14 protein-coding genes are annotated in these 13,299 nt (G+C 63.6%); 5 read left to right on the top strand and 9 right to left on the bottom strand.

Features of this window, described 5'->3' with window-relative positions:
• Positions 1-62: 62 nt before the first annotated feature.
• From ACXAHG_RS13075 to ACXAHG_RS13055, 5 genes are read right to left on the bottom strand one after another with little or no spacing between them, the layout of a single operon-like run.
• On the bottom strand, positions 63-911 hold the full coding sequence (locus tag ACXAHG_RS13075; RefSeq protein WP_475045083.1) for an alpha/beta fold hydrolase: 849 nt from the start codon (positions 909-911) through the stop codon (positions 63-65).
• Positions 912-943: 32 nt separating this feature from the next.
• The gene (locus ACXAHG_RS13070) at positions 944-2,101 is read right to left on the bottom strand and encodes a CaiB/BaiF CoA transferase family protein (protein ID WP_475057958.1); all 1,158 of its coding nucleotides are present in this window, start codon (positions 2,099-2,101) and stop codon (positions 944-946) included.
• A complete protein-coding gene (locus ACXAHG_RS13065; RefSeq protein WP_475057956.1) occupies positions 2,098-2,745 on the bottom strand; it encodes an enoyl-CoA hydratase/isomerase family protein in 648 nt (215 codons plus the stop codon). Before ACXAHG_RS13065 ends, ACXAHG_RS13070 begins: the two co-directional genes overlap by 4 nt.
• Positions 2,742-3,491 (bottom strand): class II aldolase/adducin family protein, encoded by a 750-nt coding sequence (locus ACXAHG_RS13060; RefSeq protein WP_475045079.1) that lies wholly within the window; start codon positions 3,489-3,491, stop codon positions 2,742-2,744. Before ACXAHG_RS13060 ends, ACXAHG_RS13065 begins: the two co-directional genes overlap by 4 nt.
• Positions 3,485-4,579 (bottom strand): aromatic ring-hydroxylating oxygenase subunit alpha, encoded by a 1,095-nt coding sequence (locus ACXAHG_RS13055; RefSeq protein ID WP_475045078.1) that lies wholly within the window; start codon positions 4,577-4,579, stop codon positions 3,485-3,487. Before ACXAHG_RS13055 ends, ACXAHG_RS13060 begins: the two co-directional genes overlap by 7 nt.
• 139 nt (positions 4,580-4,718) lie before the next feature.
• Here ACXAHG_RS13055 and ACXAHG_RS13050 point away from each other — a divergent pair, with 139 nt between their 5' ends.
• Positions 4,719-5,618: a LysR substrate-binding domain-containing protein gene (locus tag ACXAHG_RS13050; protein WP_475045076.1), complete on the top strand. Its 900-nt coding sequence runs from the start codon at positions 4,719-4,721 to the stop codon at positions 5,616-5,618.
• A 166-nt stretch (positions 5,619-5,784) separates the two neighbouring features.
• Here ACXAHG_RS13050 and ACXAHG_RS13045 read toward each other — a convergent pair whose 3' ends face one another.
• The 4 genes from ACXAHG_RS13045 to ACXAHG_RS13030 are packed head-to-tail and all read right to left on the bottom strand — an operon-like array spanning position 5,785 to position 9,997.
• Positions 5,785-6,567 carry a dimethylarginine dimethylaminohydrolase family protein gene (locus ACXAHG_RS13045; protein WP_475045075.1) on the bottom strand — a complete coding sequence of 261 codons (783 nt, stop codon included), beginning with the start codon at positions 6,565-6,567 and terminating at the stop codon, positions 5,785-5,787.
• Between the two features lie 3 nt (positions 6,568-6,570).
• On the bottom strand, positions 6,571-8,175 hold the full coding sequence (locus tag ACXAHG_RS13040; protein ID WP_475057953.1) for a 5-guanidino-2-oxopentanoate decarboxylase: 1,605 nt from the start codon (positions 8,173-8,175) through the stop codon (positions 6,571-6,573).
• On the bottom strand, positions 8,172-9,356 hold the full coding sequence (locus ACXAHG_RS13035) for a pyridoxal phosphate-dependent aminotransferase (protein WP_475057950.1): 1,185 nt from the start codon (positions 9,354-9,356) through the stop codon (positions 8,172-8,174). The genes ACXAHG_RS13040 and ACXAHG_RS13035 overlap by 4 nt, the downstream gene beginning before the upstream one ends.
• A complete protein-coding gene (locus ACXAHG_RS13030; RefSeq protein ID WP_475057948.1) occupies positions 9,356-9,997 on the bottom strand; it encodes a TetR/AcrR family transcriptional regulator in 642 nt (213 codons plus the stop codon). Before ACXAHG_RS13030 ends, ACXAHG_RS13035 begins: the two co-directional genes overlap by 1 nt.
• A 95-nt stretch (positions 9,998-10,092) precedes the next feature.
• On the opposite strand from ACXAHG_RS13030, the gene ACXAHG_RS13025 reads away from it, so the two are divergent.
• Genes ACXAHG_RS13025 through ACXAHG_RS13010 form a run of 4 tightly spaced genes read left to right on the top strand, consistent with a single transcriptional unit; the run spans position 10,093 to position 13,209 of the window.
• A complete protein-coding gene (locus tag ACXAHG_RS13025; protein ID WP_475057945.1) occupies positions 10,093-10,890 on the top strand; it encodes an ABC transporter ATP-binding protein in 798 nt (265 codons plus the stop codon).
• 40 nt (positions 10,891-10,930) lie between these two features.
• The gene (locus ACXAHG_RS13020; protein ID WP_475057943.1) at positions 10,931-11,695 is read left to right on the top strand and encodes a transporter substrate-binding domain-containing protein; all 765 of its coding nucleotides are present in this window, start codon (positions 10,931-10,933) and stop codon (positions 11,693-11,695) included.
• A 9-nt stretch (positions 11,696-11,704) separates the two neighbouring features.
• Positions 11,705-12,451 carry an ABC transporter permease gene (locus tag ACXAHG_RS13015; protein ID WP_475045064.1) on the top strand — a complete coding sequence of 249 codons (747 nt, stop codon included), beginning with the start codon at positions 11,705-11,707 and terminating at the stop codon, positions 12,449-12,451.
• On the top strand, positions 12,448-13,209 hold the full coding sequence (locus tag ACXAHG_RS13010; protein ID WP_475057940.1) for an ABC transporter permease: 762 nt from the start codon (positions 12,448-12,450) through the stop codon (positions 13,207-13,209). The genes ACXAHG_RS13015 and ACXAHG_RS13010 overlap by 4 nt, the downstream gene beginning before the upstream one ends.
• The last annotated feature ends 90 nt before the right edge of the window (positions 13,210-13,299 follow it).

Genomic DNA, 13,299 nt, shown 5'->3' with positions numbered 1-13,299 from the left:
GCTCGCTGTGTCCCGCATCGCAGGGCCGAGGCCGCCGGCTTAAACAGCGGCATGCCGAACTCTCAGGAGCGGAGAGCTGCTGGATCCTGTTGCGCGGCAAACTCTGCCAGCAGCGCATTGAATTCTGAGAACCGTTCTATGTTGACGAGGTGGCCGGTGCCGGGAAACCGATGCCATTTAGCATCCGTCAGCGTTTGCTGGAGAAAGGCATTTGTTTCCTCGACCAGGTAGTAGTCCTCGTCTCCGGTCACCAGAAGAACTGGCTTTGCCAAAGCCCTCAGCCTCGCTGGATCATCAAACAGGGACCGCCGGTTCCAATGCACGGTCGACAGTACATGAACGGCGCCCTCAGGCGATTGGCCGCGCAGGTTCGCGGCATAGATGGCCCAGGCCTCTGGGTCATTCCTCTGAAAACTCTGGTAAGCCGGGTCATCCTCAAGAACGGCAACTGCACCATCGCCGCCCCGCTCTTCGCGCAGCTTTGCTTCATGGCTGACCCATTCCTGGCGGTAGCGGGTCCGTTCCTGGCCGTCGCGCGGGCCGGAGCTGTTGCCGACAAGCGTTACGCCAGCAACCCGGCCGGGATGGTTCAGAGCAAAGTCCAGGCTGGTGAAGCTGCCCATGGAGGTCCCAACCACGTGGGCCTGGTCCAGCCCGAGATGGTCCATCAGGGCCAGAAGGTCGCCGGTTGACTGCTCTTGCCCGTATTGGCTGCGGTCCCGGGGGACAGAGGAGGGCAGGAAGCCGCGGGCGCAATAGGTGATGCAGCGGAAGGATTTCGACAGTTCCGGTATCTGCCGGTGCCAGCTGCGGTGATCGCCGCCGAACTCGTGGACAAAGACAATCGGGATGCCGGTTCCGGTCTGTTCGTAGTAGATCGAGATGCCGTCAGCGGTCTGGAATTCGGGCATTTTGGTGCGTCCTGCCTGGGTTTTCGGGGCGGTCAGCGCGTCAGCGCTGCGATTGCGGTGGCGTCATAGCCAAGTTCAGCCAGGATTTCCCCTGTATGCTGGCCCAGTTCCGGCGCCGGGCTTTCCTGCAGGCCGCGCTCCGCGATAGGATTGCGGGCGAACTGCATGGTTCGCCCCGGTGCTCCGGCCTCAACATCCGAGAAGGCCGCGTATTCCTCGGCAATTGGGCTGTCGCCAATGGTCTGGATGGTTTCCACCACTGAACAGGGGATGGCTTTGTCGATCAGGATCTTGGTCCAATAGGCCGACGAGTGCTGTCTTAGATGTGCGCCCAGCACCTCATCCAGCGCATCCCGGTTGGCAAGCCGCGCCTCATCGCCCTGAAACCGCGGATCGTCCAGCAACCTGGTAAAGCCGATGGCCTCGCAAAAGCGTGGCCAGTCCTTATCGCTGCCGAGGCCGATGACAATATCGCGGTCGGCAGTGGGGTAGGGCTCGAACGGTGTCATCGACGGGTGGCGCGAGCCGATCGGCCCCGGCACGATGCCTGCGTTGAGGTAGCGGGCAAAGGCGTTCTCCAGGCAGACCCACTGACACGCGAGCATGGACACATCCAGATGGCTGGTTTCAGACTTGCCTTTGGCGTCGCGCTCATACAGCCGCTGCATAATGCCGATGGTGGTGAACAGGGCGGCGGCGATATCGCCAACCGAGAAGCCGACGCGAGTCGGGCCGCCGTCCAGTTCGCCGTTGATGCTCATCATGCCGCTCATCGCCTGCACCACGATGTCGTAGGCGGGGCGGTGCGACAGGCTGCCGGTCTGGCCGAAGCCGCTGATCGAGGCGGAGATCAGCCGCGGATTGATCCGCTTGAGGTCGGCATCGCCGCAGCCCAGCCGGTCGCGCACACCGGGGCGCATGTTTTCGACAAAGACGTCGGCGGTAGCCAGCAGCTTGTGCAGGGCTTCCTTGCCTTCCTCGGTTTTCAGGTCCAGTTTCACCGACCGTTTGTTGCGGTTCAGCGAGGCGAAGTAGAGGCTGATGCCGTCCTCGAACGGCGGGGTGGTACGGGCCAGATCGCCGTTCGGGTTTTCCACCTTGATCACATCGGCGCCAAGGCTGGCCAGCAGCCAGGTGCAGAACGGACCGGACAGGACCGAGGTCATGTCGACAACGCGGATGCCTTTCATGACGAACCTCCCTTCAGCATCGATTTGAGTGTCTTCAGATGCGCCCCCTCTGCTGCCAGCGCGGTGGCACAAAGGCTGCGGCAAGTCTCTTCCAGCGCATCCCGCGGCACCAGACGGTCGGCCAGGCCCCAGGCGGCGGCGTCCTCTGCGCTCACGGTGTCGCCGCCAAGCAGGATTGCAGCGCAGCGGCCCGGGCCGGTCAGCGCCTGCAGTTTATCCACATCATACTGCCCCGGCAGCACGTTGTTTTTGAGGACGGGATAAGAGAACCGTGCCTCGGGCACGCAGACGCGGATGTCGCAACCCAGCGCCAAGGTCAGCCCGCCGCCGATGCAGGGGCCGTTGATTGCCGCCACTGTCAGCACCGGAACAGCACGCAGCGCCGCGGCCATTTCGTCCCAGGGATCAGGGCCGTCCAAATCGTCATAAAGCGTGTTCAGATCCGCACCGGCACAAAATACCCTTTCGCCTGCACCGGTGAGGATGACAGCCCGCAAGTCGTTGTCGCTGGCGGCCGCACGGAAGATGTCCCGCAAGGTGCGTAGCATCCCGGCTGTCAGCGAGTTTGCCTTGTCCGGCCGGTTGATGGTGACAGTCAGGCAGACGCCTTCGCGCCGGGTCAGGATCAGGCTGTCTGCACTCATGACCGGAACTCCGGTACTGTGCGCTCCAGCATCCGGATCAGCGCGGGCCATTGCACATCGCCATGCGGGCCGTTCTCCGGTGCACCCCAGTCGTGCAGGGCGGCCATGGCGTCCTTGGTGATGGCGATGGGCTGATCCGTGGCCCCCAGAATATCCACCTGAATCTTGCAGGCCATCTCAAGGTAGTAGTGATAGGTGAAGGCCTCCGCCGCGGTGCGCCCGGCGACCAGCAGCCCGTGGTTCTGCAGCAGCATGGCGAAATTGCCGCCCAGGTCGCGGGCCAGCAGCGCGCCTTCGTCTTCCACTGCGGTGGAGTCTTGGTAGGGGTGGCTCGACAGGGTGCCAAGCACAAAGCCCGCGTGCTGCGACAGCGGCAGCAGGCCTTCAGGCATTGCCGAGACAGCCACACCGGCGCGGGTGTGACTGTGGATCACATAGTTCACATCGGGGCGCGCGTTCAAAATGCCGGAATGGATGATGTGCCCCGCCAGATTGATAACCTTGCCGCTGCCCGGCTGATCATCCACCGCTTCACCCTCAAACGACATGCGGGTGAGGTTCGATGCCGTAATCTCATCGAACATCAGGTCGTGCGAGTTCAGCAGGTAATGCCCGGGGTCTTCCGGCAGGCGGGCCGAGATATGGGTCGAGGTCAGGTCGGTCCAGCCATAGTGGTGGGACAGCCGGTAGAGCGCGGCCAGATCCTGGCGGGTCTGGGTGGCGGTGCCGGAGGAAGAGGTCAGCATTCCGGTTCTCCCAAGGCATCGCGGTACAGATTGTGGAAATGGCGCAAGCCGACTTCGCTCATAGCGCCGCAGCCGTCGCCGATGACGTACGGGCCGGGCTCGAACGCGCGGCTTTGCATGCCTTTTTGGATCTTGGAGACGACCACCTCGTCCTCGGCGCCGGTGGTCTCCCGGTGCTTGACCATCAGGGCGCGGACCTCGTCGTCGGACACCGTGCCGCTTGCAAACCAGCGGTATCGGTAGATGGTGCGGTTCCAGGCCACTGGCAGCCACTGGCGGATGGTGAAATAGCCGCCCGGGTAGCAGCACATCGAGACATTCGGCCAGATCCAATAGGCGCCGTAGTCGCCCGCGCGGGGGCTGGCCTCGAGGTCGTAGTCGTATTGCTTTTCGTTTTTTGTCTGTGCCTTGCCGTCATGCCAGATGGTCATGCCCTTGGGCACAGTGGTGTAGCCTTCCATGTCCAGCACGCCATGGGTGAGCGAGGAGGCATGAACCGTCGGGCAGTGGTAGCATTCGTTGTAGTTTTCAACCGACAGCTTCCAGTTCGAGTTGTGCTCGATCTCGGTTTCGCAGACGAACCGCAGCCGCTCAGGGTCAGGGTGGAAGCTCAGCAGGTTTTCCTTGTACTCCTCCAGTGCCGGGGCCATCGGCGCGGCGTCCTCGTCCAGGTTGACAAAGACAAAGCCGCAGAAGATCTCCACCTGGACGGTGCGCAGATTGATCTGATCGCAGGTCAGCCCGTCGCTCTCCACCGACCCCGGTGCGCGGCGCAGCCTGCCGTTAATTTCATAGGTCCAGGCATGGTAGGGGCAGACCAAGACCCGCTTGCCCTTGCCGCTGCCTTCGACCAGCGGGTGGCCGCGGTGGCGGCAGATATTGTAGTAGGCCTTGATATCGCCATCCGGTGCGCGGATGACAAAGACATCCTCATCAACAATGGTGAAGGTCTTGAAATCACCAGGCTCCGCGATCTCGGACACATGGCAGACGCATTGCCAGCTGCGGAAAAAGATCTTTTCCTTATCGGTCTCAAAGCAGTCCGGCTCGACATAATACCGTGCAGACAATGGTGTATCCCGTGGCATCTGCCCTCCGCTTCCGGCTAGGCGGCCCAATGATCCGCCAGCCTGTTTGCTTTTTGATGAGCCACAGCCTGCCTTGTTGTAATCTTTGTGAATAGATAGAGAGATATTACACCTAGGGTAATTTCAAGTTGGTCTGACTATGCTGAACATTTCCAGTCAGCTGCCGCTTGGCGCGGTCCGTGTCTTTGCTGTGGCAGCCCAGTTCGGAAACTTCAAACGGGCGGCCGCTGAGCTGGGGGTGACACCAACGGCTGTCAGTTCTCAGATCAAGGTGCTCGAGGCCTATCTGGGCTGCACGCTGTTTGACCGTAACGCCCAATCCGTCACGTTGAACCATGCTGGACGGCAGTTCGCAGAAGCTTGTGATACGGTTTTTGCAAGACTCGGTAAGGCGGTGCAGGATGTGCGCCAATCGGCCAGCCGCGACTCGATCACGGTGGGTGTTGGGGCGCTGATCGGTTCGCAATGGCTGTCAAAGAAGCTTTTCAGTTTTTGGCAGCGCTTTCCCGAAACCGGGCTGCATCTGCAGTATTCACCCGGCGGGGTGGAGTTCTCGGATGGCCAGACAGACATGATGCTGGCTTGGGGTGACGGGCGCTGGCCGGAGTTGGTCTCTGAGCCCTTGCTGCGTTTCACGACCTCGCCGGTGGCAGGTCCTGGGCTGCTGGCGGGCCGTCCGCCCCTGACCAGCCCGGCGGATCTTCTGTCGCTGCCGCTGCTGCATTGGAAAGATCAATTCGACTGGCTGGAGTGGTTTGATGCCATGAAAGTTGAGACTGGCGGTTTCCTGACCGGCGTTGTGATTGATGATTCCAGCGTTCTTCTCAGGGCGGTTCTGTCCGGGCAAGGGGTTTCGCTTGGCCTGCTGCCGCTCATTGAAAGTGAGCTGCAGTCCGGGGATCTTGTCCGGCCTTTCGGAGAGGATTTCACGCCGTCCCGGTCCTATCATCTGGTCTACCCGCCGGATGCCATGGATCAGCCGCAACTGAAGGCCTTCCGGGATTGGATTGTCGAAGAGGCCGGTACAGCCCAGCCCTAGTTTCAGGGTTTGCAACCCGTAGATCAGAGGTGCGGCGCGGGCGTTGGCGTCGATGTGTGCCAGTGGCGGGCAGCCGGGTCTGCGGCAGCCCGCCGGGGAGACAGGAACGGGCAGGAAAAAGAGGCGAGCCTGGTAAAGGCCAGCCCGGATTGCGCCAGCTGGTGGATTAGAACCGCAGCGAAAGGCAGGACATGCCGCCGTCCAGCTTGGCGCAGTCGGTATTGTCGATCTGGACGACCTCAAAGCCCGCCTTGTCCAGCATTTCAGCCGTGCGCGGGAAGCCTGCGGCCATCAGCACCAGATTGTTGAAGCGGATGGCGTTGGCAGCGGCCTCCTCGCCCTCGGGGACATGCAGCACCCGGTAGCCGTCGAAGCAGCCCGAGGCATCCAGGCGTTTGGTTGACAGGATGGTCTCACCGTCCATCAGCGAGCAGTCGGTCTTGAAATGCAGCACGCCTTCGGGAGTAAAGACCTCGCGCAAGCTGTGGCCCCACTCGGCGGCAATCTCCGCCAGTTCGGCAACGCCTGCGGCATCGGTGCGGTCGGAGCGGCCGACCAGGATTTCCTTCTCCGTCACCAGAATGTCTCCGCCCTCGATATGGCCCGGGCCTTTGATTTCGTGGATGGTGTCATAGCAAGCGCGCAAAGTGGGGGCCATTTCCGCTACCTCGCCGAGGCGTGAGGGCGCGCCGGGGCGCATCAGGATGGCGCCCTGGGGCAGGCACAGTGCGGTGTCCTCGACAAATTGGGCGTCGGGGAATGCCTCAAGCGGCTCCAGCTCGATCACCTCGGCGCCGGTGCTGCGCAGGGCGTCCACATAGGCCGCATGGGCGGCCAGCATGCTGTCAAGGCTGGGGTTGCCAATGTCCTCGGCGCGCAGACCCGCGGCGATGGTCGAGGCCGGGCGGCGGGTGATGGCGTGGGTGAACTCAAAGGTGGGGTTGCGCATGGGTTACTCCTGCTCCGGCGCGGGGCCGGTGATTTCGATTTCCACGATGGACGGCGCATTGCGCGCTTGCGCTTCGATCAGTGCAGCGGCGATGGCCTGCGGGTCTTGGGGCACGCGGGTGAAGGGGATGCCGAAGGAGGCGGCGGTGGCGGCAAATTCCGGCGGGGTGGGGTCGCAGCCGACCACCTCGACGTCGACGGCCTCCATAGAGGAGGCGATCTCGCCATAGCCGCGGTTGTTCCACAGCACGAAGGTGATGGGCAGGTTTTCATCGACGGCGGCCATGACCTCAGGCAGCGAGAACTGGGCGCCGCCGTCGCCTGCGATGCAGATCACCGGGGTTTCGGGTGAAGCGATAGCGGCGCCGATGGCGGCGGGGATGCCATAGCCTAGTGCGCCGTAGCCGGTGGCGGCGTTGAACCAGCCGCCGGGGCGGTCGTGGTCGTAATAGAGGTTGCCGGCATAGATCGGCTGGGTGGAGTCGCCCACCATCAGCGCCTCCGGAACCGCTGCGCGCATGGCGTTCAGCACCTCGACCTGGGCGCGGTAATCCGGGCCGATTTCCTCAAAGGCCGCAGCGCGGGCTTGCTCGGCGCGGGCAGCACCCTCGCTTTGGTTCGACTTGCCGGGCAGGGCTGCGAGCAGGCCGGAGACCGCCTCGTCAGCGCGGCCCTGGATGGCGAGCGCGGTGTTGTGGCGGGCCAGCTGCCCGGGGCAGATGTCGACCCGGATCAGACCTTCCATCGCCGCCATGCTGCCGGTGGCATACATGTCGTAGTCGGTGGGGCCGAGTTCGGTTCCCAGTGCCAGAACGCAATCGGCGTCCTCGATCAGGGTGCGGACGGCTTGCAGACTGGGGCTGGCCGGGACGGTGAGCGCATGGCCGTGCATCAACCCGCGCGCGTTGACGGTCTGCACCACCGGCGCGTCGAGGCGTTCGGCCAGGGCTTGCAGGTCTGCGCCCGCGGTTTTCGCGCCGCCGCCGGCCAGGATCACCACGTGTTTGGCTGTGGAGAGCCGGTCTGCGGCTTGCGCGATTTGGGCCGGGTCCAGCGCCGGTTTGGCGGTGTCTTCTGCGGTCAGGCCGCCGTTTGCTGCGGTGCCTGCCACGTCCAGCGGGATCTGGATGTGGGTGGGGCCGGGGCGGCCAGCGGAGAAGGGCGCAAAGGCGTGGTCGAGGGCGGTGCTCAGCTCCTCCGGCTGAGAGACATGCTCTGAGACCAGCGCTACGGTTTTGGCGAGCGCGTGCTGATCCGGCAGCTCATGCAGGTGTCCGTGGCCCTTGCCAAGCGTGCCGCTGGCGTTGACACCGGAGAGCACCAGCATCGGCACCGAATCCGCCCGCGCCTGGGCCATCGGGGTCAGCGTGTTGGTGAGGCCTGGGCCGGTGATCACGAAGGCAACGCCGGGTTTGCCGGAGGACCGGGCATAGCCGTCGGCCATGAAGCCCGCGCCCTGCTCGTGGCGGGGGGTGACATGGCGGATGCCGGAGGCGGCGAGGCCGCGGTAAAGCTCTACCGTGTGAACGCCGGGAATGCCGAAGACGCAGGAGACACCGCGTTCCTTGAGACTGGCGACCAGCGCCTCACCAACTGTTTGCTTGGTCATGCAACGCTCCGTTTCGTGCGGTTTGCGTGGGCCACAATGCGGTCGAGTGCAGTGGCGAATTTGCTGTCGTCGATGGTGAGTGCGACCCGCACCCAGTCGCGCAGGCTGGCGCCAAAGGCGGAGCCCGGCATGACGGAGACGCCATGCTCCAGCAAGTCCCAGGCGTAAGCGTCGCCGTCCATGCCGGTGGCGGCGACATTCACGAGGGCAAACATGCCGGCATCGGGGCGGTGCACGGTCAGCCCGGTCTCGCCGTGCAGCCGCTGTTCCAGCAGGGCCGCGCGGGCGGAGAAGCGGGCGGCCATGCCGGCGGCGACCGAGGAGCCCTCGCGCACGGCCTTTTCGGTCATGTCGGCGATGAAAGGCTGGTTGCCGAACAGCATGGTTTCCGAGACCGGCAGCAGTGCGGTGCAGAACTCTGCGGGACCGACGCACCAGCCGCTGCGGAAGCCCGGGGCGGCGTGGGACTTGGAGATTGAGGAGACCGCAATCACCCGGTCGGCCAAGGCAGGGTCGGACAGCGGCGAGACAAACTTGGCGCCTTCGAACACCAGATGCTCATAGACTTCATCTGAGATGATCCAGAGGTCGTGCTTGATGGCCAGCTCGCCGATTGCGCGCAGGTCTTCGGCAGTCAGAATGGCGCCGGTGGGGTTGTGCGGAGTGGTCAGCAGGATGGCACGGCTGCGCGGGGTGATGCGCTCGGCAATATCGGCAGCCTGCAAGCGGAAACCGGCCTCGGGGCGCAGCGGAACCGGCGCGGGATTTGCTCCGGCAGCGCGGATCACGCCCTCGTATGTGGCATACATCGGATCGCCCACCAGCACCTCGGTGCCTGCCTCGGCGACGCCTTGCATGACGGCATAGAGTGCGGTCTGGGTGCCCGGGAAGCAGAGGATGTTTTCCGGGGTGAACGGGCGGCCGCGGCTGGCGGTGTAGGACTCGGCCAGGGCGGCGCACAGCCCGGCCTCGCCGCGGCCGTTGGAATAGCAGGTGCGGCCTGATTGCAGGGCCTGCGTTGCTGCGTCGAGCAGCTCCTGCGGGGCGGGCACGTCGGGCTCGCCGATGGTCATCTCGACCAGGTCGGCGCCACTTTCGGCCAGTTCGCGCGCCTTCAAGTGCACTTCCCATTTGCCGCCGCCCAATCCGGTCAGGCGTTCGGTGATTGCTGTCAGCCTCATCAGGTTTCAGCCTCCTGCGTTAGATCCAATTCAACGATGGCGGCAACGGATTGCCGTCCGATTTCAACCAGTTCGCCGGGCGCAAAAGCGTCCGGCAGGGCGCCGCCTTCCAGCCACAGCCCGTCGATCACCGCGTTGCAGGCAATCGCCAGCTGCCGCAGGCGGGCAGGGGGGGCAGGGCGGCCGGCTTCCTCCAGCGCGGCCTTGATCAGGCCCTCAAGCTGGTCGCGGAAATAGGCGTAGGTGCGCTCGTGCGTCGCCTTCATCTGCGCATCATTCTGCACCTTGTTCAGAAAGCTGGCCCAGAGTGCCAGCGACCGCGGATCGACCACCGGCGGCGTCAATGAGCCGTCGACAAAGGCCCTGAGCCGTGCGCGGGCGGTGCCCTCTGCCGCGCCGGGAGCAAAGGTGTCGTCCGTCATCTGGTTCATGTGGTGCTCGTAGGCGGCGGTGATCAGATCTTCCTTGGAGCTGAAATAGTGGCGGATCAGACCCTGGGTCACATCGGCGCGTTCGGCGATTCCCCGCACCGTGGCACCGCGCACGCCTTTCTCGGCCACCAGTTCGAGCGTGGCGAGAATCAGCGCTTCCTGCCGGGATTCGGCCGACTCGCGTTTGAATTTTTTGCGCTCCTCGCTCACCTTAGCTCCCTTTTTGCCGGGCGGAGAAATTATACACTTGCATAATTACTGGGATCGCGGCTTACTGCAATCGGAAAATTCGAGGTGACGCAACAATGGACACAGCCGCAGCCGCCGCATCAGTTCAGGAGCCGGAAGCGCGCCGGGAGGCGATCCGGGTGGAGGGGCTGCACAAGTCCTTTGGCAATCTGGAGGTGCTGAAAGGCGTGGACCTGACTGCACATCAGGGCGATGTGGTTGCGATCATCGGCGGCTCGGGGTCGGGCAAGTCGACCATGCTGCGCTGCATCAACTTTCTGGAGACGCCGAGCTCAGGGAAAATCGTGATCGGCGGCGAGGAAGTTGCGATGCGGGGCGACGGCAGCCCGGCCAATCAGAAGCAGATCGAACGTATCCGCACCAAGCTGGCGATGGTGTTTCAGCAGTTTAACCTGTGGACCCACCGGACGCTGCTGGAAAACGTGATCGAGGTGCCGGTCCATGTGCTGAAGGTGCCAAAGGCTGAAGCCGTCGAGCGCGCCCGCAAATTGCTGGAGCGGGTCGGGCTGGGCGGCAAGGAGGATACCTTTCCGGCCTATCTCTCGGGCGGGCAGCAGCAGCGGGCAGCGATTGCGCGCGCCTTGGCGGTGGATCCCTCGGCGATGCTGTTTGACGAGCCGACCTCAGCGCTGGACCCGGAGCTGGTGGGCGAGGTGCTGACGGTGATCCGCGATCTTGCCGCCGAGGGGCGCACCATGCTGCTGGTCACCCATGAAATGAAGTTCGCGCGCGAGGTCGCGAACCATGTTGTCTACCTTTACCAGGGCCGCATCGAAGAGCAGGGACCGCCTGCCGAGGTCTTTGGCAATCCGCAATCAGAACGGCTGAAGCAATTCCTGAGCTCAGTTGCCTGACACAAGAAGAGCCCAATAAAATCAACAGGGAGAGAACCTCATGAAACTGAAAACATTGCTTGCTGCGGCAACCGCAGCTGCCGCCCTGACTGCTGGCGCCGCTGCCGCTGAACAGGTCAAGATCGGCATCGCGGCCGAGCCTTACCCGCCGTTTTCCTCGCTCGACAGCTCGGGCAACTGGGCCGGCTGGGAGATCGAAGTGATCAATGCGGTCTGCGCCGCGGCTGAGCTGGACTGCGTGATCACGCCGGTGGCCTGGGACGGCATCATTCCGTCGCTGACCGGCCAGCAGATCGACGCCATCATGGCCTCCATGTCGATCACGGAAGAGCGGCTGAAAACCATCGACTTCTCTGATGCCTATTACAACACCCCGGCGGTGATCGTTGCGGACAAGTCGATGGATATCGAGCCGACGCCGGACTCGCTGGCGGGCAAGATCCTTGGCATTCAGGCCTCGACCACCCACCAGGCCTATGCGCAGGCGCATTTCACCGGCGCTGAACTGAAGGTCTATCAAACCCAGGACGAGGCCAACCAGGATCTGTTTGCGGGCCGCATTGACGCCACCCAAGCGGACAGCATCGCGATGGCGGATTTCGTGAATTCCGACACCGGCAGCTGCTGCGAGATCAAGGGTGCAGTTGCGGACGACCCGGCGATCCTGGGCCGTGGTGTGGGTGCCGGCGTGCGCAAGGGTGACGACACGCTGCGCGAGGCGCTGAACAAGGGTATCGCGGCGATCCTGGCGGATGGCACCCATGAGAAGATCACCGCCAAATACTTCACCACCAGCATCTACTAAGGTGCTGCCGTGACCGGACTGCTTGAATTACTGGGCCTCGGCGCCAGCGCGGAGCTGCTGTCGCTGTCGGGCTGGGGAGGCAACCTGCTGCGTGGGCTTGCCAACTCGCTGCAAATCGCCTTTGGCGCCTTTGGGCTGGGGCTGGTGATCGGGCTGTTCGGGGCCTATGGCAAACTGTATGGCGGGAAGGTCACGCGTGATCTTCTCGCCATCTACACTACGGTGATCCGGGCGGTGCCTGAGCTGGTGCTGATCCTGATCCTCTATTACGTGGGCAGCGATATCATCAACAAGATCTCTGCCGCGATGGGCGGCGGCCGGGTTGAGATCAACGGCGTTGCGGCCGGCATCTGGGTTCTGGGCGTGGTGCAGGGGGCCTATGCCACCGAAGTGCTGCGCGGCGCCATCAAGGCAGTGCCTGTGGGGCAGATCGAGGCGGCAAAATCATACGGCATGCCCGCCTTCATGATCATGCGGCGGGTGACGATCCCGGCGATGATGAGCTTTGCGGTGCCGGGGCTGGCGAACCTGTGGCTGATCGCCACCAAGGACACGGCACTGCTGGCGGTGGTCGGCTTTAATGAGCTGACGCTGGAAACCCGGCAGGCGGCAAGCAGCACGCGGGCTTACTTCACCTTCTTCCTGGCTGCGGGGTTTCTGTACCTGATGGTGACCCTGTGTTCCGGCGCGGTCTTTGCCCGGGTTGAGAAATGGGCACGCCGCGGCCAGCCTTCGCTGAAGGGGGGCACGGCATGATCCCCGTGAAAGAGCTGATGCAGCCGCACCGCATCGTGATGATGCTGGTCTTTGCTGGCATCGTGATCTGGTGCGCCGTTTCGCTGCGCTGGGACTGGATCCCGAAATATGCACCCTTGGCGCTGGAGGGGCTGTGGGCCACGGTGTGGATCCTGGCGGTTTCGACCTTCCTGGGGTTCATGCTGGCGGTGCCGCTGGGATTGGCGCAGGCGGTGGGGCCCTGGTATCTGTCGATCCCTGCGCGCACTTTCTGCACCATCATCCGCGGCACGCCGCTGCTGCTGCAGATCTGGCTTTTGTATTATGGGCTGGGGTCGCTGTTTCCGCAGTTTCCATGGATCCGCTCGTCGGAGCTGTGGCCGTATCTGCGGCAGGCCTGGCCCTATGCTGTGCTGGCGCTGACGCTGTCTTATGCGGGCTATGAAGGCGAAGTGATGCGGGGCGCGTTTTCCGGCGTCGCCAAGGGGCAGCTGGAGGCCGCGAAGTCCTTTGGCATGCCGCGTTTCACCATGTTCCGCCGGATCTGGCTGCCGCAGGCGGTGCGCAACGTGCTGCCCACCTTGGGTGGCGAAACCATCCTGCAGCTGAAGGCGACGCCGCTGGTGGCGACGATCACGGTGGTGGAGATCTATGCGGTTTCCTCGCGCGTCCGGGCGGATACGTTTATTGTCTATGAACCGCTGCTGCTGCTGGCGCTGGTCTACATGGCAATTGCGGGCGTGATTGCACTGGCTTTCCGGCGGTTTGAGAAAGGCTGATGCGACAGGGAATTAGCCCATTCTGACCGCGGTTTGAGACCGGCTGAAAAAATCAAGTTAATCTGACATACATCAAATTGCGGCTCTGCT

Source organism: Leisingera sp. ABD4_442 (genome assembly GCF_056160905.1).
Note: the sequence above shows the minus strand (reverse complement) of the source record. Positions and strands in the feature narration are given on the sequence as shown.